This window comes from Microbacterium sp. (assembly GCF_047605725.1).
In the GTDB taxonomy this organism is placed as follows: Bacteria; Actinomycetota; Actinomycetes; order Actinomycetales; family Microbacteriaceae; genus Microbacterium.
Genome location: NZ_JASGFE010000003.1, coordinates 15,333 through 36,167, shown reverse-complemented (window position 1 = coordinate 36,167; position 20,835 = coordinate 15,333). Strand labels below are relative to the sequence as shown.

Annotated in this window: 18 protein-coding genes; 10 read left to right on the top strand and 8 right to left on the bottom strand. The window is 71.3% G+C overall.

What is annotated here, in order from left to right:
* Positions 1–113: 113 nt before the first annotated feature.
* From QM641_RS01345 to QM641_RS01330, 4 genes are all read left to right on the top strand, one after another.
* The gene (locus QM641_RS01345) at positions 114–593 is read left to right on the top strand and encodes an NfeD family protein (RefSeq protein WP_415112688.1); all 480 of its coding nucleotides are present in this window, start codon (positions 114–116) and stop codon (positions 591–593) included.
* The gene (locus QM641_RS01340) at positions 586–1,545 is read left to right on the top strand and encodes an SPFH domain-containing protein (protein WP_415112686.1); all 960 of its coding nucleotides are present in this window, start codon (positions 586–588) and stop codon (positions 1,543–1,545) included. Before QM641_RS01345 ends, QM641_RS01340 begins: the two co-directional genes overlap by 8 nt.
* A complete protein-coding gene (locus QM641_RS01335) occupies positions 1,542–2,312 on the top strand; it encodes a glycerophosphodiester phosphodiesterase family protein (RefSeq protein WP_415112683.1) in 771 nt (256 codons plus the stop codon). Before QM641_RS01340 ends, QM641_RS01335 begins: the two co-directional genes overlap by 4 nt.
* A 151-nt stretch (positions 2,313–2,463) precedes the next feature.
* Positions 2,464–2,832: an RNA polymerase-binding protein RbpA gene (locus tag QM641_RS01330; RefSeq protein WP_415112681.1), complete on the top strand. Its 369-nt coding sequence runs from the start codon at positions 2,464–2,466 to the stop codon at positions 2,830–2,832.
* 5 nt (positions 2,833–2,837) lie between these two features.
* Here the strand turns inward: QM641_RS01330 and lnt are convergent, their stop codons facing one another.
* From lnt to QM641_RS01295, 7 genes are read right to left on the bottom strand one after another with little or no spacing between them, the layout of a single operon-like run.
* On the bottom strand, positions 2,838–4,409 hold the full coding sequence (lnt, locus tag QM641_RS01325; protein ID WP_415112679.1) for an apolipoprotein N-acyltransferase: 1,572 nt from the start codon (positions 4,407–4,409) through the stop codon (positions 2,838–2,840).
* A 10-nt stretch (positions 4,410–4,419) separates the two neighbouring features.
* Positions 4,420–6,903, bottom strand: coding sequence for a DEAD/DEAH box helicase (locus tag QM641_RS01320; RefSeq protein WP_415112677.1), 2,484 nt, complete (start codon positions 6,901–6,903; stop codon positions 4,420–4,422).
* A complete protein-coding gene (locus tag QM641_RS01315) occupies positions 6,900–7,874 on the bottom strand; it encodes a helix-turn-helix transcriptional regulator (RefSeq protein ID WP_415112675.1) in 975 nt (324 codons plus the stop codon). The genes QM641_RS01320 and QM641_RS01315 overlap by 4 nt, the downstream gene beginning before the upstream one ends.
* Positions 7,871–8,869 carry a helix-turn-helix transcriptional regulator gene (locus QM641_RS01310; RefSeq protein ID WP_415112673.1) on the bottom strand — a complete coding sequence of 333 codons (999 nt, stop codon included), beginning with the start codon at positions 8,867–8,869 and terminating at the stop codon, positions 7,871–7,873. The genes QM641_RS01315 and QM641_RS01310 overlap by 4 nt, the downstream gene beginning before the upstream one ends.
* Positions 8,870–8,909: 40 nt before the next feature.
* Entirely contained in the window at positions 8,910–9,872 is a 963-nt protein-coding gene (locus QM641_RS01305; RefSeq protein ID WP_415112670.1) for an FKBP-type peptidyl-prolyl cis-trans isomerase, read from the bottom strand.
* Between the two features lie 4 nt (positions 9,873–9,876).
* Complete coding sequence (locus QM641_RS01300; protein WP_415112668.1) at positions 9,877–10,896, bottom strand: tRNA (adenine-N1)-methyltransferase; 1,020 nt, start codon at positions 10,894–10,896, stop codon at positions 9,877–9,879.
* Positions 10,893–11,654 carry an HAD family hydrolase gene (locus QM641_RS01295; RefSeq protein WP_415112666.1) on the bottom strand — a complete coding sequence of 254 codons (762 nt, stop codon included), beginning with the start codon at positions 11,652–11,654 and terminating at the stop codon, positions 10,893–10,895. The genes QM641_RS01300 and QM641_RS01295 overlap by 4 nt, the downstream gene beginning before the upstream one ends.
* 97 nt (positions 11,655–11,751) lie before the next feature.
* Between QM641_RS01295 and QM641_RS01290 the strand changes: the two genes are divergently transcribed.
* The 5 genes from QM641_RS01290 (at position 11,752) to QM641_RS01270 (ending at position 18,221) form a co-directional block, all read left to right on the top strand.
* Positions 11,752–12,672, top strand: a complete 921-nt coding sequence (locus QM641_RS01290; RefSeq protein WP_415112664.1) for a LysR family transcriptional regulator — start codon at positions 11,752–11,754, stop codon at positions 12,670–12,672.
* Positions 12,673–12,947: 275 nt separating this feature from the next.
* Positions 12,948–14,306 (top strand): MFS transporter, encoded by a 1,359-nt coding sequence (locus QM641_RS01285; RefSeq protein WP_415112662.1) that lies wholly within the window; start codon positions 12,948–12,950, stop codon positions 14,304–14,306.
* 39 nt (positions 14,307–14,345) lie between these two features.
* Positions 14,346–15,653 carry a M20 family metallo-hydrolase gene (locus QM641_RS01280; protein ID WP_415112660.1) on the top strand — a complete coding sequence of 436 codons (1,308 nt, stop codon included), beginning with the start codon at positions 14,346–14,348 and terminating at the stop codon, positions 15,651–15,653.
* Positions 15,650–17,125 (top strand): amidase, encoded by a 1,476-nt coding sequence (locus QM641_RS01275; RefSeq protein WP_415112658.1) that lies wholly within the window; start codon positions 15,650–15,652, stop codon positions 17,123–17,125. The genes QM641_RS01280 and QM641_RS01275 overlap by 4 nt, the downstream gene beginning before the upstream one ends.
* Positions 17,126–17,369: 244 nt before the next feature.
* Positions 17,370–18,221 carry a PAC2 family protein gene (locus QM641_RS01270; RefSeq protein WP_415112656.1) on the top strand — a complete coding sequence of 284 codons (852 nt, stop codon included), beginning with the start codon at positions 17,370–17,372 and terminating at the stop codon, positions 18,219–18,221.
* A 3-nt stretch (positions 18,222–18,224) separates the two neighbouring features.
* Here the strand turns inward: QM641_RS01270 and QM641_RS01265 are convergent, their stop codons facing one another.
* Positions 18,225–19,058 carry an undecaprenyl-diphosphate phosphatase gene (locus QM641_RS01265; RefSeq protein ID WP_415112654.1) on the bottom strand — a complete coding sequence of 278 codons (834 nt, stop codon included), beginning with the start codon at positions 19,056–19,058 and terminating at the stop codon, positions 18,225–18,227.
* A gap of 177 nt (positions 19,059–19,235) precedes the next feature.
* On the opposite strand from QM641_RS01265, the gene QM641_RS01260 reads away from it, so the two are divergent.
* Positions 19,236–20,810, top strand: a complete 1,575-nt coding sequence (locus QM641_RS01260) for an MFS transporter (RefSeq protein WP_415112652.1) — start codon at positions 19,236–19,238, stop codon at positions 20,808–20,810.
* Positions 20,811–20,835 lie beyond the last annotated feature (25 nt).

The following is a 20,835-nucleotide window of genomic DNA, read 5'->3' as shown; positions in this document are numbered from 1 at the left end:
GGTCGCTCCTGAGGCGTTCGGGGACGGACCCGGCGTGCCGTGGGTCCGTTCCGAGCCTATCGGACCGCCTGTCCGCACCGGATGTTAGGGTTCGAGGACAGCTGCAGGAGGGAGTGGCCGTGCTGCCGGATCTGACCCCGTTCCTCTGGATCGCATGGCTGTCGTTGGCCGTGCTGTTCCTGGTGGTCGAGCTTCTCACGCTCGAGCTCACGTTCCTCATGCTCGGTGCCGGATCGCTGATCGGCGGGCTCGGCGTCAATCTTCTCGGCGGGGCCTGGTGGTTCCAGGTGCTCGCGGCGGCGGCGACATCGGCGCTCCTGCTGTTCACGATCCGTCCTCTGCTGCTGCGCGCCCTGCACCGCAGCAGCGCGCTCATCCCCACCAACGTCGACGCCCTCTACGGCATCGGCGCACGGGTCGTGGCGCCGTTCGTCGACGGCGCGGGATCGGTCAAGCTCGACAACGGAGAGACCTGGACGGCGCGACTGTCCGGCGACGGGGTCGGCGTCGACGTGGGGTCCCGCGTCGTCGTGCAGGCCGTGCACGGGGCCACTGTCGAGGTCGTCGCGGAAAGGAGCACCGACCATGGTTGAGCTGGGGGCCCTCGCGGGCCGGATCTTCGTCATCGTCCTGCTGGTGGTCATCGCCGTCTTCGTGGTGATCGTGCTCTTCCGAGCGATCCGCATCATCCCGCAGGCCTACACCGGCGTCGTGGAGCGGCTCGGCCGCTACCAGCGCACGCTGAGCCCGGGACTGAACCTCCTGGTGCCCTTCATCGACCGGCTCCGCCCGCTCGTCGACATGCGTGAGCAGGTGGTCTCTTTCCCGCCCCAGCCGGTCATCACCGAGGACAACCTGGTGGTCTCCATCGACACCGTCGTGTACTTCCAGGTCACCGACGCCCGTGCGGCGACGTACGAGATCGCGAACTATCTCGGCGCCGTCGAGCAGCTGACCACGACGACCCTCCGCAACGTCGTCGGCGGGCTGAACCTCGAAGAGGCGCTCACCAGCCGCGACGAGATCAACGGGCAGCTGCGCATCGTCCTCGACGAGGCCACCGGCAAGTGGGGCATCCGCGTCTCCCGCGTGGAGCTGAAGGCGATCGACCCGCCGCACTCCATCCAGGACTCGATGGAGAAGCAGATGCGCGCCGAGCGCGACCGCCGCGCGGTGATCCTCACCGCCGAGGGATCGAAGCAGTCTCAGATCCTCGAGGCCGAGGGCCGCCGCCAGGCCGACATCCTTCGCGCCGAGGGCGAGAAGCAGGCCGCGATCCTCAAGGCGGAGGGCGAGGCGACCGCGATCCAGACGGTGTTCGATGCGATCCACGCCGGCAAACCGGACGAGAAGCTGCTCGCCTACCAATACCTCCTGACGCTCCCGAAGATCAGTGAGAGCGCCTCGAGCAAGCTCTGGATCATCCCGAGCGAGTTCACCGAGGCGCTCAAGGGCCTGAGCGCCGGTTTCACCGGCAAGGGGACGGATGCCGCCGACTCCGACTCGCCCGGCACTCCCCCGGCCGCGCCGTCTGCGCACGAGTGACCCATCCCTGGTTCCGCGCATCCGCTCGTCCGCGGGTGCTCGCCCACCGCGGCTTCGTCCCACCCGAGGCCCGTGAGGTCGTCGAGAACTCGTTCGCCGCGTTCGCGGCCGCGCACGCGCTCGGCGCGGTGTACGTCGAGTCCGACTGCCACCTGACCGCCGACGGCGAGGTCGTGCTCGTCCACGACGCAGACCTCGGCCGCGTCCTCGGCGATCCCCGCCCGGTGTCCGAGGTGGGCGCGGGTGAGCTGGAACGCCTCATGGCCGACTGCGGGGGCCTGGTCACTCTGGCCCAAGCGCTCACGGCGTTCCCGACCCTGAGGTTCAACCTCGACGTGAAGGTTCCCGCGGCGGCGGTGCCGGTCGGTCGACTCGCCGCCCGCCACGCCGACCGGGTGCTGATCACGAGCTTCTCGGATCAGCGTCGGCGAACCGCGCTGGAGGCGGCGTGGGCGCTCGGCGGGGAGCCGGCGACGTCTGCGGGCAGCGCCACCGTCGCACGCGTGCTCGCGGCCGCGGTCACGCGCTCCTCCGCCCTCGTCGGGCGCGCGCTGCGCGGCGTCGACGCCCTGCAGGTGCCCGAGCGGCACGGCGTGCCGATCGTGACCCGCGGCTTCGTGCAGGCCGTGCACCGGCACGGCGTCGAGGTGCACGTGTGGACGGTGAACGAGCCGGCCGACATGCATCGGCTCCTCGAGCTGGGCGTCGACGGGCTCGTCACCGATCGCGCCGACATGGCGCTCGCGACGGTCCGTGCGCGCCTCTGAAATCCCGCGTCGTTCCGGTATCCGAGGTGTCGGGCGGAAAGCTCCCGGCCGGCGCTGAGCATCGGCTGTGAAAGGGCGATGCACGGACTGCGTTCGGATGATGTGCTCAGGTCTCGGCGTTATACCTGAGGACTGACGAGAGGACCACAAAATGGCAGATCGCAACTTGCGCGGCATCCGACTCGGCGCCTCCAGCCTACAGAGCGAGGAAGGCGTCGTCTTTCACGAGCGTACGAAGCACACGTACGTATGCACCCAGTGCGGACGCGAGAACGTCCTGACCTTTGCGGTCGACGCCGAGGTGCCCGAGGCATGGGAGTGCCGCACGTGCGGTGCAGAGGCTGTGCTGCGGGTGGACGGCACGGTCGTCGAGGTGGACCACTCCGGCGACAAGGCCCCGCGCACCCACTGGGACATGCTGCTGGAGCGGCGTACGATCCCCGAGCTCGAAGAGCTCCTCGAGGAGCGGCTCGCCCTGCTGAGGTCTCGGCGCGGCGGCTCCAACATCTCCGCCGCATAGCGGCCCTACGGCATCGACTCGGCGGTGCCGATCCCCTCGGGGGTCGGCACCGCCGTTCGGTGTGCGCGGCGGGAGGCGAGCCCCAGCACGACGAGCGCGAGGATACTCCCCCAACCGAGCACCGCGTCGATCGCGGCACCGAGGATCACCGCCGGCGTCGTTCCCGTGCGAAGCGGAACGTCCTCCAGCAGCGCCCCCGCAGTGTCGACGGGAATCCCCGCGATCTCGGATCCGTCGGGCGCGATGATCTGGCTCGTCCCGACGGTGGAGAGGTTCACGACGGCCCGACCGGTCTCGATCGCCCGCACCCGCGCGAACGCGAGCTGCTGCAGGTTCTCATCGGTCCCGCGGAAGTCTGCGTTGTTGGTCTGGAACATGAACACCGTCGCGCCGCCCTCCGCGCCGTCGCGGATCACGTCGTCGTAGATCACGTCGAAGCAGATGGCGAGCCCGACCGGGACCCCGCCCACGTCGAACACCGGCGCCGCGGTGCCGGGCGTGTACTCGCGCTGGATCAGTCCGATGAGGTCGGGGGCGAACAGGTTGTAGAACCAGCGGTCGGGCACGTACTCGCCGAACGGCACCGGATGCCGTTTGTCGTACGTCTGCACCGGACCGTCTGCGCCGGCCTCCCACAGGAGGGCCGAGTTGAAGTACTCGTCGCCGCGCTGGGTGGCCGCGGTCACGAGCAGCGGCGCGTCGATCCGGCGTGCGAGCAGATCGAGGGCGCCCGCGGTCGCCGCGTCGCTCGTCGGGTCTGTGTCCATGCCCCCCTCGGGCCACAGCAGCACGTCGAGGTCTTCGCCCAGCAGCGGCGCGCCGGCCTGGAGCTGCGCGTTCATGACGGCGTCGCGGTCGCGCTGATCGAAGTAGCCGCTCGGCCCGTTTCCCTGCACGGCGCCGACCCGGATCGTGCCGGCATCCGTCGTGGGGAAGGCGGGCACGACGACCAGCAGCACGGCGACCGCGACGGCCGGGAGCGCCGCCAGCACAGGCAGGGTGCGGATGGTGCGCACGACCTCGAGAGCCGCGGCGCACACGAAGACGATCGCGAACGTCAGGCCCGAAACGCCGGTCCACGACACGAGGGCGATGAGCGGACCGTTCGCCTGGCTGATGCCGATCCGGCCCCACGGGAAGCCGCCGTAGGGGAACGTGCCCAGCAGCAGTTCGCGGGCCGTCCACAGGCCCGCCACGACGAGCGGCAGCACGATCACGCGGCCCACGCGGCCGGGGAGCACGCGGGGCGTCCAGCGGTAGGCGAGCGCGATCGGCACCGCCGCGATCCCGGTCAGCAGCGCCTCGAGCAGTGACAGCGCGATCCACGGCACCGGCCCCAGATAGCGCGCGGTGAACGAGACGTTCACGAGGAAGAACACCGCCCCGAAGACCACGCCCACCAGCAGCGCTCCCCCGGCGCGCCGACCCACCAGGGTCACGAGGGCCAGCGGGATCGCGACGAAGACCGCCGGCCACCAGCTGAGCGCCGGGAAGGCGAGCGTCAGGACATAGCCGGCGCCGCAGGCGACCACGACCGCGGCCCACAGGGGCAGCGTCGGGCGGGCGGGTGCGGGCACGCGAACGAGCCTAGACCGACGAATAGGCCACGATGCCGCGCCGCACGCTCTCCAGCGCCCGACGAGCGGTGGCCGCCAGCGCCGGCTCCGCGACGAGGGAGAGCTGGTCGAGCAGGTCGATGGTCTGCTTCGCCCAGCGGACGAAGTCGCCGGCGGCCAGGTCCGCCTCGTCGAGCACGCGATCCAGCGCCGCGCCGCGCGCCCACGACGACATCGCCTGGGCGAGTCCGGTCGCCACCGGCTCCGACCCCGGGAGGTGATGGTCGCGTTCGAGGTCGTCCAGGCGCGCCCACAGGTCCTGCGTGCGGCTGAGCGCCACCCGGAAGGGACCGCGCGGCAGCCCGTGCTCCCCCGGCCCGGACTCGTCCCGGCGCGGCTCGTAGACCAGGCAGCACGCGAGGGCCGCGAGCGCCGGCGGATCGAGCTCTCTCCAGGTGCCGCAGCGGAGGGCCTCTGCCACCAGCAGGTCGCGCTCGCCGTAGATGCGCCGCATCGTCGCTCCGGCCGCAGTGAGCCTGGCACCGCCGCCCTCGTCGACCTCGACGTAGCCGAGCGCGGCGAGCACGTCGACCACGCGGTCGAACACCCGCGCCACCGTGCCGGTGCGCGCCTCGATCTGACGCCGCAGCTTGTCGGTCTGCCGCCGCAGCCGCCAGTAGCGCTCCGCCCAGCGCGCGTGGGCTTCGCGGTCGGGGCAGCCGTGGCAGGAGTGGCGCTGCAACCGGCGGCGCAGCGACTGGATGTCGTCCTGCCTCCGCTTACGAGTCTTGGCGGATGCCGTCCGGTCGGCGCGGTTCAGCTTCTCCAACTCGCTCAGCTCGCGGCGCAGGCGCGAATAGTCGGCGAAGTCGCCCCGGTCGCAGCTCATGGCCTTCTCGTAGCCGGCCAGCGACGTCTCGGCATCCTTCACCTGACGGGCCAGTCCCACGACGGCGCGATCTGCCTGGAACTGTGCGAACGAGGACTCCAGGATCTCGCGCGCCCGCCCGCGACCGAACCCGTCGATGAGGTTGACGGCCATGTTGTAGGTCGGCCGGAAGCTGGAGTTCAAGGGATACGTGCGGCGCGAGGCCAGGGCGGCCACCGCCTGCGGATCGAGGCCCTCGGTCCACTGGATGACCGCGTGGCCCTCCACGTCGATGCCGCGTCGCCCGGCGCGCCCGGTCAGCTGGGTGTACTCCCCCGCCGTGATCGCCACGCGCGCCTCGCCGTTGAACTTCTCCAGTTTCTCCAGCACCACCGTGCGCGCGGGCATGTTGATGCCGAGGGCCAGCGTCTCGGTCGCGAAGACCGCCTTGACGAGCTTGCGCTGGAAGAGGTCCTCGACGACCTCCTTGAACGCCGGCAGGAGCCCTGCGTGGTGGGCGGCGACACCGCGCTCCAGGTTCTCGCGCCACTCCCAGTAGCCGAGGACGGCGAGGTCCTCGTCGCGGAGCATCCGCGTGCACTCGTCGACCAGCGCACGGATCTCGGCGCGCTCCTCGGCGGTGGTGAGCCGCACACCGGCCCGACGCACCTGCTGCACCGCGCCGTCGCAGCCGGCGCGGCTGAAGATGAAGAAGATCGCCGGCAGCAGGCTCGCCCGCTCCAGCAGCCGCACCACGTCGGGACGGTCCAGCCGCTCGATCCTGCGCACGTTCGACGGCCGCACCGGCCGCCGGCCACCCCTGTGCGGGCGGCGATGGGTCGTCTCCACCGCGCTGCGCAGCTGCTGCGCGCGGCGGTTGCTCTCGAACGCGGGTCCCTTGACCGATCGGAGGCGCATAAGCTCCTGGTTCACCTGCGCGGTGGCCACCCCGGCGCGGTCGTCGAACAGCGGCAGCAGGTCGCCGCGCACGAGCACGTGCTGCTCCAGCGGCACCGGGCGGACCTCCGAAACGATCACCTCGGTGTCGCCGCGCACCGTGTCGAGCCAGTCGCCGAACTCCTCGGCGTTGGACACCGTCGCCGACAGCGACACCAACCGCACCTCGGCGGGGAGGTGGATGATGACCTCCTCCCACACCGCGCCGCGGAAGCGGTCGGCGAGGTAGTGCACCTCGTCCATGATCACGAAGCGCAGCCCGCGCAGGGCCGCCGAGCCGGCGTACAGCATGTTGCGCAGCACCTCGGTGGTCATCACCAGGATCCGGGCATCGGCGTTGATGCTCACGTCCCCGGTGAGCAGGCCCACCTCGTCCCGGCCGTACACGTCGACGAGCTCGCGGAACTTCTGGTTCGACAGGGCCTTCATCGGCGTCGTGTAGAAGGCCTTGGCAGGCCGTGCTCCCCCGGGCGGCTCGAGCATCGCGAGGTGGATCGCGAACTCGCCGACGATGGTCTTCCCGGCCCCGGTGGGTGCGGCCACCAGCACGCTCCGCCCGTCCTCGAGCGCGTGGCATCCGGCGAACTGGAACGGATCGAGCTCGAAACGCTGCAGCTGCGCGAACCTAGCGGTGAGCGGATGCCGGCTATGCTGCTCCGCGCGCGCGTACCGCTCCGCGGCACCGATCACGAGGCGGTCCCGGCGCGGTACAGCGCAAGGCCCGCCTCCGCCCACGCCGCCGCCGCGCGGCGGGCGGGCTCCGGCGAGAGGATCTCCACGTCGCCGGCGTGCCGGGCGGCGAGGCGCTTGAGGCTCCGTGCGTCGGCGACCCGCAGTCGCGCGATGCGATGGTCGCCGTCGCCGGACACCGCCGCCCGATCGAGGTAGTCGCCCAGCAGCGGCGCGACCGCTGCCCGGAAGCGGAGCTCCGCCACGACGTCGGAGTCACTCGGCTCGAACAGCTCGGGCACGCGCTCCCCGCCGTGCGTGATCGGGATGCCGGTGAGCACCAGCTCGCTCACCCGGTCGAGGTGGAACGTGCGCATGGCCTCGCGCAGGTGGCACCAGCCCTGCAGGTACCACTGCCCCCCGGCGATGTGCACCTTCACCGGGTCGACCGTGCGCGTTGTGGGCGCGGCATCCGGCGCACGGTACGCGAACGAGACGGCCACGCCGCGCGCGAGGGCCTCGGCGACCGTCACGCGCACGTCGTCGACCGCCTCGGGGGCGACGATGACGTCGGCGGGCGTGCTGGAGGCGCCGCGGGCGAGTTTGGCCAGCAGACCCTGCACCACGTCGCTGTCGCCGACGCCGGGGAGAGCGGCGGCCAACTGGAGCCCGGCCAGGAGCGCGGCCGCCTCACGGGCTGTCAGCCGGGGGGCCCGCTCGAGCCCGACGGCGTTGGTGATGACGATCCGATCCTGCTCATCCAGCAGATCCCAGTCGATGTCGAACAGGTCGTTGGCCATCTGCCAGAAGCCGCCCTCGCCGGGAAGGCCGATGACAGTGAGCTTCTCCACCATGGCACGCAGCTGCTCGGGACTCACCTCGAACTCCTCCGCGGCCTCGGCGACCGAGACCTCGCCCTTGCCGATGAGGTAGGGCACGAGCTGGAGGATGAGGGACGCCCGCTCGGTGGCCAGGAGAGGCTGCGCGCTCATCGCCCCGCTCCGTCGCGGTGCAGGGCCAGCGTCGCCTCCAGGCGCGCGATCACGCGCTCACGGAGGTCGTCGGGTGCGACCACGCGGACCTCCGGCCCGTACGAGGCGAGCTCGTCGGCGAAGACGTGCACATCGACGTAGGGCACCCGGATGCCGCGGTCGGCCGGGATCGCGCGCCGGCTCAATCTCAGCGCGGCCTCTGTGCCCGGGTGGACCTCCAGCAGCGCCCGCTGCCGGGCCGCCACCTCCTCCAGTCCCGCGAGGGCGCGCTCTCCGGCCCCGTCGCGCTCGGCGAGGTCGAACGAGGTGCGGGTGACCTGCACCGGGGAGCAGATGCGGGTGAGCAGGAACGTGCGGGCAGCACCGCGCCCGAGGTCGAACCCGTAGACGTGCCAACGGGCCTCGTAATCGACGAGCGCCAGCGGACGGATGCGGCGGCTCAGCGCCGCGGCATCCCCCGGCTTCAGGTAGTCGAACTCGACGACCCGACCCTGCTCCATGGCGCGCTGCAGCGGCGCGAACGCGGGATCGCGCAGGCTGATGCGCGGAGAGAAGCCGATGATCGGCTCGTCGACCTCGATGCCGAGGGCCCGGATCTTTCGCAGCGCGGTGCGCGCGGAGGCCGACATCGAGCTCTCGCTCCAGACACCCCCCGCGAGGTTGAGGAGGGCGAGCTCGGCCGGGGTGAACGCGATGTCGGACGGGAGTGCGTACTCCGCGGTGGGCACGCGATAGCGGGCCTCGCGGAGGTCGTCGGGGTCTGCGTGGTCGCCGATCGTCTCGATCGGCACGCCGAGGCCGCGGAGGTTCTCCTTGTCACGCTCGAACATCTTCTCCAGCGCGTCCTTGGACGCGCCGGCCTCGCTCTGCTCGCGGTAGCCCGACACCGAGGTGAGGATCGTCTCCTTGGTCAGGCCCTGCTCGGTCGCCATGAGCGCGACGACGAGGTTGACGAGCCGCTCCTCGGGGGCGACTCGAGCCGCTTCGGTGACCACGCGACCATCCTAGGCGTGCGCTTTGGAACGGCCGCGGATCTCAGCCGGTCGAGACCTCGTCGAGCCCGAGGATGTCGACGACGAACACGAGGGTGGACCCGGCCGGGATCGTGCCCTGGTCCTGATCGCCGTAGCCGAGGTCGGGCGGGATCACCGCGAGGATCTGCGAGCCGACCGTCTGGCCCTCCAGCGCCTGAGCGAACCCGGGGATCGTGGACGCGAGAGTCAGCGATTGCGACTGGCCGCGCTCCCACGAGCTGTCGAACACGTCGCCCGTGGCCCACGTGAGGCCCGTGTACTGGATGCGCACCTGGGCGTCGTCGGTGACCTTCTCTCCGTCGCCCTTCTTGAGCACCTGCACCACGAGCTCATCCGGCGGTGCGGAATCGGGGATCGTGACGCCGGGCTGACCGTTCGGGGCGAGCACGACCGACGGCATCCCGGCGCGATCGTTGAACTGCGGCGTGCCGTTCGCGGCGGCCAAGTACACGGTGCGCACGTCGACGACGACGACCGCGGAGGCGCCGTCGGCCAGCGCCAGGGTGGCGCGCGTGTCCTCGGCGATCTCGTCGGTGGGCAGCAGCATCGCGACGCGGGTGCCGGCCGCGGCGCAGTGCAGCGCGGCCGAGAAGCCGGGGAAGGCCTCCTCCCAGAGGGCCAGCGGCAGCACGGTGGAGTCGGCGTCGTACCCGACGCCGGCGACCTTCTCGCCGGTCGCGCCGTTGAACACGGTGACGCCCAGCGCGACGTCCTGCGCCGCGGAGGTGATCGGCAGCCCGTGCCCCTCGTCGAGGTCTGCGAAGGAGGTCTCGCCGACGTAGAGCGCGGCGTCGAGCGTGACCGTCGGCTCGGTGTCGGTATCGCCGGAGACGCTCACCGCGTCGAGCGCCTGCGGGTTCTGCGGCGTGCGCTCGCACGAGGCCGACCCTCCGGACGTCGAGCAGCCGACGAGGGCGAGGGCGGTCAGTCCGAGGACGGCGAGAGCGGCGGGGATCCTGCGCATCGGCTCAGTCTACGTCGTCGCCGGGGCCCGATCCGGCGCGCGCCGCCGCCTGGGCGCCCTCGGCGGCGCGGCGGGCCTCGCGCACGCGCTTGCGCAGGTTCTTGTCTGTGATCTGCCGGTCGCCGACGGCACCCGGGGTCCACAACTCGATGTCCTCGTCGCCGTAACTCGGCTTCTTCAGCGCGCGGCGGCGGACATCCGGCGGGATGGCACCCGGGGCGAGCCGCCGCGCCGTGAGCAGGAACCCGGTGTGGGCGACCATGCGGTGGTCGGGGCGCACCGCAAGCCCCTCCACGTGCCAGCCGCGCACCATGGTCTCGGTGGCCTCGGCCTCGGTGAACAGGCCCGTGCCGCGGAGGTACTCCGCGACGCGGCTGAGCTGCGTGGCGGTCGCGACGTAACACAGCACCACCCCGCCGGGGACCAGAGCGTCCGCGACCACGTCGATGCACTCCCACGGGGCGAGCATGTCGAGCACGACACGATCGACGGATGCCGGGGGTGCCTCGACCGGGAGACGCTCGGCGAGGTCGCCCACCACGACGCGCCATGTGTCCGGCGCGTGACCGAGGAAGGTGTGCACGTTCGCCTCGGCGACCTCGGCGAACTCCCCGCGACGCTCGAAGGAGACGAGCCGTCCCGAGGGTCCGATCGCGCGCAGCAGCCACAGCGACAGCGCGCCCGAGCCGACGCCCGCCTCCACGACCGTGGCGCCCGGGAAGACATCGGCGGCGGCGAGGATCTGCGCGGCATCCTTCGGATACACGATTGCGGCGCCCCGCGGCATGGACATGACGAAGTCGCGCAGGAGCGGTCGAAGGGCGAGGTACTCGCTGCCTCCGCTGTTGGTGACCACCGACCCGTCCGGCTGGCCGACGAGGGCGTCGTGGCGGAGGACGCCGTGGTGGGTGTGCAGTTCGCCCCCCTCGCGCAGCGTCACGGTGTGCAGCCGCCCCTTCGGGCCGGTCAGCTGCACGCGGTCGCCGTAACGGAAGGGGCCGCGCGGGACGAGGTCGGCGTTCATGCCGAATGCCCGTTCGAGGCACCCTCGCGAAGAGAGAAGGCACCCTCGCGGGGAGAGGTGGCACCCTCGCGGGGAGAGGTGGCACCCTCGCGGGGGCGGTGGTGGGCGAAGAGGGCGGCGACATCGGTCGCTGTGCGGCCGGCCAGCGTCGGCCACAGCTCGTGGGCGCCCGCCCCGGCGAGCGACACCATCAGCGGCACTCCGACGGCGACGGCCCCGGATGCCACGGCGGCGCGCAGTCCGTTCGGCGAGTCCTCGATCGCCACGGCATCCGACGCCGCCACACCCAGCGCCGCGCAGGCCTGCAGATACGGGTCGGGGAACGGCTTGGGGCGGGTGGCGTCGTCGCCGGCGACGATCACGTCGAAGGCGTCGAACGGGATGAGGCCCACGACGGTCTCAGCCATGCGCCGCATCGACATCGTGACGAGGGCCGTCTTGATCCCGGCGGCCCGAAGGTCGGCGAGCAGCTCCCGCGCGCCGGGTCGGAAGGGATTGCCGTGCGCGGCGAGCTGATCCATCACGCGCGCGGTCAGGAGGTCGACGATGTCGTCGACCTGCATGCGCACCCCGGCGCTCTGCAGGATGCGGGCGGAGTCCTCCAGGCCCAGGCCCACCAGCCCCAGTGCCTGCTCGTGCGACCAGGTGCCGCCGAAGCTCTCCACGAGCGGAGTCTCGGCCGCCATCCAGTACGGCTCGGTGTCGACGAGGGTGCCGTCCATGTCCCACAGGACGGCGGCGGGCAGCGCGGAGGTCACCGGACCATGCTAGCGACGGGTCCGGCGGCACCGCGGCGCCCCCGCGGTACGCTCGCAGCGTGGCCTGCAGGCCACACCCGCTGCCCCGAGGAGTACGGTGTCCGAGCCCCGATTCACCCTCACCCAGCTGAGGTATTTCACCGAGACGGCGCGCGCGGGCAGCATGACCGAGGCTGCGCGGCGCCTGCACCTGTCCCAGCCGGCGCTGTCCTCGGCGATCAACCAGCTCGAGCGGGACCTCAGGGTGCAGCTGTTCGACCGGGTGCCGCGGCGTGGCATCCGGCTCACGTCGGCGGGCCGGCAGTTCCACCTCGACGCGGCCGCGCTGCTCTCGCACGCCGAGGGCGTCGCCGAGCGGGCGAGCAGCTTCTCCGGATCCCTCACCGGCACGCTCAGGGTCGGCATGTACCTCCCGCTGGCACCCTTCCGAGCGCCGCCGCTGCTCCAGGCATTCGCGAGACGCCACGCCGGCATCAAGGTCGAGCTGCTCGAGGCCGACCATGACCGGCTCGACGACCTGCTCGACGGCCACGAGATCGACGTGGCCCTCGCCTACGACATGGCTCCGTTCGAACGCCACCTCACCGAGCCGCTCGAGGTGATCCCGCCGCACATGATCGTCGCGCCGGAGCATCCGTTGGCAAGCGCCCCCGGGCCGGTGAGCCTGCGGATGTTCGCGAACGATCCGCTGGTGCTGCTGGACCTCCCGCACACGGCGCACTACTACCTGAGCCTGTATCGGTCGCTCGGCATCGAGCCCGATGTCCGGTATCGCATCGAGGGCTTCGAGACGGTGCGGGGGCTGGTCGGCCGGGGCTTCGGCGTCGCCCTCCTGAACCAGCGCATCGGCCACGACCTGACCTACGGCGCCGCGAAGGTCACCTCGCTCGAACTGGCCGACGACCTCCCCGGCCTGACGCTCCTGCTCGTGCGTCGGCGCGAGGACACCTCGCAGCGGGTCCTCGCTTTCGCGGACGTGTGCCGCCAGCACTTCGACCTGCCCGGCGAGCGCGGCTGAGCCCACACCGGTGCACGGGAAAAAGCTTGTCCCATGCATCGGTTGTTTCTATGCAAACCGTGGCATCCGGGGGACGCGCACCACACCCGGGCAGGCCACGACATCCGCATCCTGGCCCCGATCGCGCACTCTGGAGCAAAGTCTCCGCGCCAAAATCGCGAAACATGGCGGTAACCGGGCCGAAAACGCCCGCACCGCTCGCGCGACCGGACCACGAGGGGTGCGCCACTCTTTCCATTGACAGGAGCTATTCGACGTCCCTAGATTCTGGGGCCATGACCCGCAGCAATGACGAGCACGCCCCCGCCACACCCGGTTCTGCCGTCAGAGAGGCCCCGGTGGGCATCACGCCGATGCAGCGCCGCGTCCTGCTCGGAGGCAGTATCGGGCAGTTCATCGAGTTCTACGACTTCGCCCTCTACGGCGTCTCGGCCGTCATGCTCTCCAAGCTCTTCTTCCCCACCGACAATCCGCTCACCGGGCTCCTGGTGCTGTTCGCGACCTTCGGCGTCGCCTTCTTCATCCGCCCGCTCGGCGGGCTCTTCTTCGGCACGCTGGGCGACCGCATCGGGCGACGCAATGTGCTCGTGATCACCCTGCTCACGATCGGGCTCGCCACCTTCGGGATCGGGCTGCTGCCCGGCTACGACGTGATCGGCGCAGCCGCACCCATCCTGCTCGTCTTCTTGCGGCTGCTGCAGGGCTTCTCGGCCGGCGGCGAGTCCGCCGGTGCGCCGTCGTTCGTGTTCGAGCACGCCCCCATCCACCGTCGCGGGCTGTTCGTCAACATCACGCTCGCCGCGACCGCCCTGCCGTCCGTGTGCGCCGCGTTCCTCGTGCTCTTCCTCTCCACGTCGCTGAGCGAGGAGGCCTTCGAGGCATGGGGCTGGCGGATCCCCTTCCTGATCGCCCTCCCGCTGGCGCTCGTGGGCCTGTGGATCCGGGCCCGGACCGAGGAGTCCCCCGCATTCACGGAGATGAAGCACGAGGCCGAGGAGCACCGGAACGACGAGCTCGGCACGCACACCACGATCCGCGAGGCCTTCCGCAAGAACTGGTTCCAGATGATCCAGGTCGTCTTCGTCATGGGTCTCACGGCGATGGGCTTCTACTTCCTCTCCGGCTATTTCATCGCCTACGTCTCCACCACTGGCGGCCTGAGCCGTGACCAGGCGCTCCTGCTCAACGGGGCGGCGATGATCGCCTATACGATCCTGCTGCCGATCTCCGGCTCGATCGGAGACAAGGTCGGCCGTCGGCCCATGCTGATCGGCGGCGCGCTCGCCATCGCCGTGCTCGCGATCCCGGCGTTCTCGCTGGTCACGAGCGGCAATGTGGGACTCGCGTTCTGCGGCCAGCTGCTCTTCGTGCTCGCGATCTGCTTCTACGGCGGCGGCTGCTACACGTTCTTCATCGAGGTCTTCGACACCAGGAACCGGTTCACCTCCGCGGCGTTCAGCTACAACCTCGGCTATGCGCTGCTCGGCGGCACCGCCCCGTTCATCGGCACCGCGCTGGTGGACTCGACCGGGGTGCCCTTCTCGCCGGCGTTCTACGTCATCGGCATCGCCGTGCTGACGCTGATCGTGATGGCGGTCACGCGGGTCCCCGAGACCCGCGGCTGGACCAAGTAGCCTCGGAGTCCGCGCCCGACAGCCAGAAGGACCGATGACATGACCGACCAGCCCACCGAGCTCGCCCGCGCGTTCCTCCAGGACTTCCACCACGTCGCCACGATCGGCGCCACCGATCGGGGCGGTGTCGAACGGCAGGCCGCCACGGATGCCGACCGGCAGACCCGCGACTGGTTCACCGCCTTCGCCCGTGCGCGCGGATGGCCGGTCGAGGTCGACGGCATCGGCAACCTCTTCGCGACCGTCGAGTTCGTCCCGGGCGCGGCGGCGATCCTCACCGGGTCGCATTTGGACTCTCAGCCACGGGGCGGCCGGTTCGACGGGGCGTACGGCGTGCTGGCATCCCTTCACGCCGCCGCCGAGCTGCAGCGCCGCGTGGACGCCGGCGAGCTCACGCCCTCGTACAACCTCGTGGTCGTCGACTGGTTCAACGAAGAGGGCAGCCGCTTCCCGCCCTCGATCATGGGCAGCTCCGTGTACGCCGGACTGCTCGACCGCGACGAGACCCTCGCGGTGCGCGACCTCGCCGGCACCACCGTCCGCGACGCGCTCGAGGAGATCGGCTACCTCGGCACGTCGGCCGGGCCGCGTGAACTCGCCGGATACGCCGAGGTCCACATCGAGCAGGGCCGCATCCTCGAGCGCGAGCAGCTCGAGCTGGGCGCCGTCGACTCCAGCTGGTACACCCAGAAGATCGAGATCGACGTCATCGGCGAGCAGTCCCACACCGGCGCCACCGCCATGGCCGATCGCCGCGACGCTCTGGTGGGCGCCGCGCGCGTCACGCTCCTCGTGCGCGACATCTGCGCCGAGTACCCCGCTGAGTCGCTCGTCTCGTCGGTGGGCCAGATCACCGTCGAGCCCAACTCACCGATCGTCGTGAACAGCCATGTGCATCTGGTCGCCGATCTGCGCGCCAACGACCCCGCGATCGTGCAGGGCGCCCGCGACACTCTGATGGCCCGGTTCCAGCAGGTCGCCGACGAGGAGCGCCTCGAGATCGTGGCGCGGGACTTCGACATCCGCCCGAACAGGTACTACCCGCAGGAGGGCGTCGCCCTGCAGGAGCGCATCGCCGGGCGCCTGGGTCTCGGCATCCGCCGCATGCAGACGATGGCCGGGCACGATTCGGTCGCGCTGAACACGATGACCCCCTCGGTGATGATGTTCGTCCCGTCCGTCGACGGCGTCTCGCACTGCGAGCGCGAGTTCACGAAGGACGGCGACCTGGTGAACGGACTCGCGGCGCTCACCGAGGTGCTCGCGGAACTGCTGACCGGTGCCCTCGACGGCGTCGCCTTCCCGGGCTGCCCGCCGGTCGAGGCCGCCGGAGACCGCGACGCATGATCGACGGGCCTCTCCACGCGCTCGGGGCGATCGAGGCACTGCGCGTCTTTCGTGCGCGGGAGCTCTCGCCGGTCGAGCTTTTCGACGCCCTCACCGAGCGCATCGCACACGTGGACCGCGCCGACCCGGACGGCTCCGGCTCGATCAGCGCGGTGGTCCAGACCCTTCCCGGTGCGCGGGAGTCGGCGCGGGACGCCGAGAGACGCTACCTCGACGGCATCGACGAACCTCTCGGGACAGGCTCGACCGCCCTTCTCGGCCTTCCGGTCGCGACGAAGGAGAAGCACGGCCTCGCGGGCGAGCCGCTGAGCCAAGGCCTCTCCGCGCTGCGCGACGAGGTCGCCGGCAGCGACCACCCCGTCGTCGCGCGCATCCGCGATGCCGGCGGCCTCGTGCACGCCCGCACCGCCACGCCGGAGTTCAGCTGCGCGACCGTCACCCACTCCCCGCTGTGGGGCGTCACGCGCAACCCGTGGAACCGGGAGCTCTCCCCCGGCGGCTCATCGGGCGGCGCGGGCGCGGCGCTCGCGGCGGGCTTCGCGCCGCTGGCAACGGCATCCGACATCGCGGGCTCCACGCGCATTCCGGCGGCGTTCACCGGTGTCGTCGGATACAAGGCGCCGTACGGGCGGGTTCCGGGGCTGCCTCCGCTGTCGGCGGACTGGTACCGCGGCGACGGGCCGATGGCGCGGTCGGTGGCCGATACCGCGCTGCTGTACAACGTGCTCGCCGGCATCCACCCCGCCGACCACGGCACCGTGCCCGGAGCGGGACCCCTGCCGATCGAGTACCCGGATGCCGCAGACTGGCTCACCGGGCGCCGGATCGCCCTGTCGGTGCGATTGGGCGACTACCTGGTGCACCCCGGCACGCAGGAGGCGATCCGGCGCACGGCGGCCCTGCTCGCCGGCGCGGGCGCCGAGGTCGTGGAGATCGAGCTCCCCTGGACCAGCGCCGAGATCCGCGACGTCACGATGGCGCACTTCGGCCATATCCTCGGCCCGGCGATGGCGCAGCTGACCGCGGGCATGACCGGGCTCGCCCACTACACCGAGCGCTTCATCGCCGATGCCGCCGCGGCGGCGGGGTGCATGAGTCTCGTCGACACGCTCGCGGGCGAGAGCCGCCTGCAGGCCGCGCTCGCGCAGGCCCTGCGCGATGTCGACGTGCTGATCGCCCCCGTCAATGCTGTGGACGGCCTGGTCGCCGACGCGAGTTACCTGGACGGCATCACCGTGCCCGGCGCGGACGGCGACGTGCACCTCGCACACTACTGGCAGGGGCACCTGACCGTGCCGTTCAACGTCAGCAATCGCTGCCCGGTCCTGTCCGTGCCGATCGGCGTCGGCGGCAACGGCCTGCCGATCGGCATGCAGATCGTGGGGCATCCCTACGCCGAGCGCACCGTCTTCCGGGCCGGTGCCGCCATCGAGGCGCTGCAGCCGTGGCCGCTGCTCGCGCCCGCAGGCTGACGACCCTCCTGAGCCGTCGTCGGCGGCCCCGGGTCTCGAGGGCGACGCGCCCGGCAGGCGGGCGCGGCGTCCGGCCTACAGGGCCAGCCGGCATCTACCGGCCCCGCGTGTGCTTCAGCTGCCGATTCGCCCTGTAAGCGGGACGCCCCGTGCAGGTTCGCGCGACCAGGTGCCGCCGCGCGGCGCCGGGGTGTCGCGACCCGGGCGTATCGTGGATGCACGTCAGACAGAGAAGAGGAGCCGGGTGGAAACTCTGGGACGACGGGTGCTCGTCGCCGCGTTCGACGGTTGGAACGACGCGGGAGAGGCGGCCTCGGCCGCGGTGGAACGGTTGCGCGACGCCGGCGATCACGAGCGGGTCTTCAGCGTCGACCCCGAGCTGTACTTCGACTACCAGTACACGCGCCCGCAGCTGAAGCTCGACGCGGACGGGCGGCGGTCGTTGCACTGGCCGGAGGCGACCATGTGGCGTCCGACGGGCTCGTCGCGCGGCACCCGCCTGTGGCTGCTCGGCGGTGTCGAGCCGGCCCGGTCCTGGCAGGCGTTCGCGGCCGAGATCATCGATGCGGCGCTGTCCGAAGACGTCACCGGCATGGTGCTCCTCGGCTCGATGATGTCGGACGTGCCGCACACGCGCCCGATCTCGGTGCTCGCCGGCAGCGACAACGAGGCGCTCCGCGTCTCGCTCGAGCTCGAGCGCTCGACCTACGAGGGGCCGGTCGGCATCCTGAGCGTGCTGGCCGACGCCGCCGAGGAGGTCGGCATCCCCGCAGCCTCGCTGTGGGCGAGCGTGCCGCACTACGTGGCAGGTCACACGCCCTCCCCCAAGGCGACCCTGGCGCTCCTCGACCGACTGGAGGACCTCACCGGCGCCGAGGTGCCGCGCGGCGACCTGCCGAGCGAGGCGGCCGCGTGGGAGGCGTCGATCGACGCAGCCGCAGCCGACGACGACGAGATGACCGAGTACATCCGTCAGCTCGAGCACGCGCGTGACGCCTGGGACTCCCCCGAGGCCTCCGGCGACGCGATCGCACAGGAGTTCGAGAAGTACCTGCGCCGCCGCGGCGACGGCAGGCCTGGGCGCCTCGGCGACTGACGCTCAGAACGGCTGCAGGATGCCGACCGTCAGCAGCACGATCAGCACGAGACCCAGCGCCAGTCGGTACAGCACGAACGGCAGGAAGCTGCCCTTCTTGAGGTAGCGCATGAGGAACGCGATGATCGCGAGTCCCACACCGAAGGCGACGACCGTCGCCGCCGCCGTCTCGCCGAGGCTGAAGACGGCCTGGCCGGGGTCCTTGATCGCCTGGTAGAGCTCGTAGAGACCGCTGCCGAACACCGCAGGGACCGCCAGGAGGAACGCGTACTCCGCCGCCGCGGGGCGCGAATACCCGAGCGCGAGGCCCATCGTCGTGGTGGCGCCCGAGCGCGAGACCCCGGGGATCAGCGCAAGCGCCTGGGCGACGCCGAGGGCGAGACCGTGCGGGTAGGTGAGGTCGTCCAGCTCGCGCGTGCGTCGACCGAGCGCGTCGGCGGCGCCGAGGAGCAGGCCGAACACGATGAGCACGATGGCGACGAGCCAAAGGTTGCGGAACGTGTCGCGGATGACGTCCTGGAAGAGGAATCCGAGCGCTCCGATCGGGAGGGACCCGATGATGATGAGCCAGCCCATGCGCACGTCCGGATCGTTCCGGGGGATCCGACCGGTCAGCGACTGCGCCCAACGCGCGATGATACGCGTGATCGTCTTCCAGAAGTACACGAGCACTGCCAGCTCCGTGCCGATCTGCGTGATCGCGGTGAACGTGGCGCCCGGGTCGGTCGCCGACGGCAGGAACTCCCCGATGATGCGCAGATGGGCGCTGGAGGAGACCGGGAGGAACTCCGTGAGACCTTGGACGAACCCGAGGATGATCGCCTCGATGAGGTGCATGGAAGCCTTTCAGAACACGCGGCTCGTGTCGGCGAGCGCACCACCGGGGCGGACGCCCGTGAACACGCTACCCTGCGCCGGCGGCGGATCCGGTCGCGGGACATCGCGCCGCGACCGTGTCCAGCGACCTCCTAGGATCGTCTCGGAAAGCGTCATCGGCACGGGAGGTTGCGCCAGATGCGTCAGGACGACACGGCGACCGGCGAACTCGCCACCACCACCGACGCGCCGCCGCGCGCGGGCTGGGTGCTCGCGGCGCTCCTGTGCGCGGCGGTCGTGTGCAACCTCAACACGGTGGCCGCCGGCATCGCGGTGCCGGCGATCGGCGCGCAGTTCGACGCATCGCAGACCTCCCTCAACCTGGTCGCGCTGGCCACCGGCCTCGGCCTGTCGATCTCGGTGCTCTATCTCGGCGCGCTCGCCGACCGCTACGGGCGCAAGCAGATGCTGCTGCTCGGGGTCGCCGGCACGGTGGCCGCGGGGGTCCTTTCCAGCCTGTCGTGGTCGGTCGAGGCGCTCATCGGCGCGCAGGTGTTCGTCGGGCTCGCCAGCGGCATGGCCTTCCCGACCACGCTCTCGCTCATCAGCGCGCTGTGGGCGGCCGGCCCGCGCCGCACCGGGGTGATCGCGCTCTGGTCGAGCGTGTCGAGCATGGCCAGCATCGCCGGATCGATCCTGGCCGGGGCCCTCCTCACCTTCGCGTCGTGGCCCTGGGTGTTCGTGCTGAGCGTGCCGATCGCGGTGGTCGCCTTCGTGCTCGTACTGCTCTTCGTCCCCGGGCACGTCGGCGAGTCGAGCGACCCGGTCGATCACTTCGGGGGCGTGCTCTCGGCCGCGGGCCTGGGCTGCCTGGTCCTGGGCATGAGCATCGTCTTCGCGCCCGGCGGGGCCCTGCGCGGTGGCATCCTGCTGATCCTCTCCGTGGTGCTCCTCGCCGTGTTCGGCTGGCGCCAGGCCCGCGCCCGCTTTCCGCTCTTCGACCTGAGAGTGGCTCGCCAGCGCCTGTTCTGGCTGCCCGCGGTCGGAGGCCTGATCGCCGTCGGGACCCTGAGCGGGACCCTGTTCGTGGGCGAGCAGTTCATGCAGAGCGTCATGGGATACGACCCGTTGCAGGCCGGGGTGGCGGTCGTCCCAGCGGTGGTGAGCCTGCTGCTCGCGGCACCCCTGTCGGCGCGCGCGGTGGCGGCGCTCGGCACACGCAGCACGATGCTGATCGGCTACGGCTTTCTCCTCGCCGCGATGGTCAGCATGCTGCTGTGGCGGGAGCACTCGCCGTACCCGCTGGTCGGCTTCAGCTTCTTCGTGATCGGTGTGGGCGTGACCTTCGTGATGACGGCATCCCGCCGCGCGCTGACCGGCAGCACACCAGTGCGTCGTGCGGGCATGGCCTCGGCCACCTCCGACCTCCAGAGCGATCTGGGCGGCGCGATCATGCAGGCCCTCCTCGGCGCGGTGCTGGCCAGCGGCTTCACCGCGGCGGTCTCGGCGAAACTCTCCGCCAGTCCCGACGCGGCCTCGCTCAGCGAGCAGGTCACCCACGCGCTGCAGTCGTCCTTCGCCTCAGCGGTGCATGTCGCCGAACAGTTCCCCCGCTACACGACCGAGATCCTCGACGGGGCACGGGCGAGCCTGCTCGACGGGTCGCTGATCGCCTTCCTCATCGGCACGGGCGTGATCCTCGCCGGCGCCCTCGCGGTGCGCATCGGGCTCCCCGGGCGCGACGAGGAGCGCCGGCTGACTACGACGGGATAGCGGGCAAGTCCGATTTGCTCTCTCT

Bases quoted from the DNA above. Each gene is read 5' to 3' on its own strand.
- QM641_RS01315 (WP_415112675.1), bottom strand. From the start codon at position 7,874: ATGAGCGCGCAGCCTCTCCTGGCCACCGAGCGGGCGTCCCTCATCCTC.
- QM641_RS01285 (WP_415112662.1), top strand. From the start codon at position 12,948: ATGACCCGCAGCAATGACGAGCACGCCCCCGCCACACCCGGTTCTGCC.
- QM641_RS01305 (WP_415112670.1), bottom strand. From the start codon at position 9,872: ATGCGCAGGATCCCCGCCGCTCTCGCCGTCCTCGGACTGACCGCCCTC.
- QM641_RS01280 (WP_415112660.1), top strand. From the start codon at position 14,346: ATGACCGACCAGCCCACCGAGCTCGCCCGCGCGTTCCTCCAGGACTTC.
- QM641_RS01340 (WP_415112686.1), top strand. From the start codon at position 586: ATGGTTGAGCTGGGGGCCCTCGCGGGCCGGATCTTCGTCATCGTCCTG.
- QM641_RS01260 (WP_415112652.1), top strand. From the start codon at position 19,236: ATGCGTCAGGACGACACGGCGACCGGCGAACTCGCCACCACCACCGAC.
- QM641_RS01300 (WP_415112668.1), bottom strand. From the start codon at position 10,896: ATGAACGCCGACCTCGTCCCGCGCGGCCCCTTCCGTTACGGCGACCGC.
- QM641_RS01265 (WP_415112654.1), bottom strand. From the start codon at position 19,058: ATGCACCTCATCGAGGCGATCATCCTCGGGTTCGTCCAAGGTCTCACG.
- QM641_RS01330 (WP_415112681.1), top strand. From the start codon at position 2,464: ATGGCAGATCGCAACTTGCGCGGCATCCGACTCGGCGCCTCCAGCCTA.
- QM641_RS01275 (WP_415112658.1), top strand. From the start codon at position 15,650: ATGATCGACGGGCCTCTCCACGCGCTCGGGGCGATCGAGGCACTGCGC.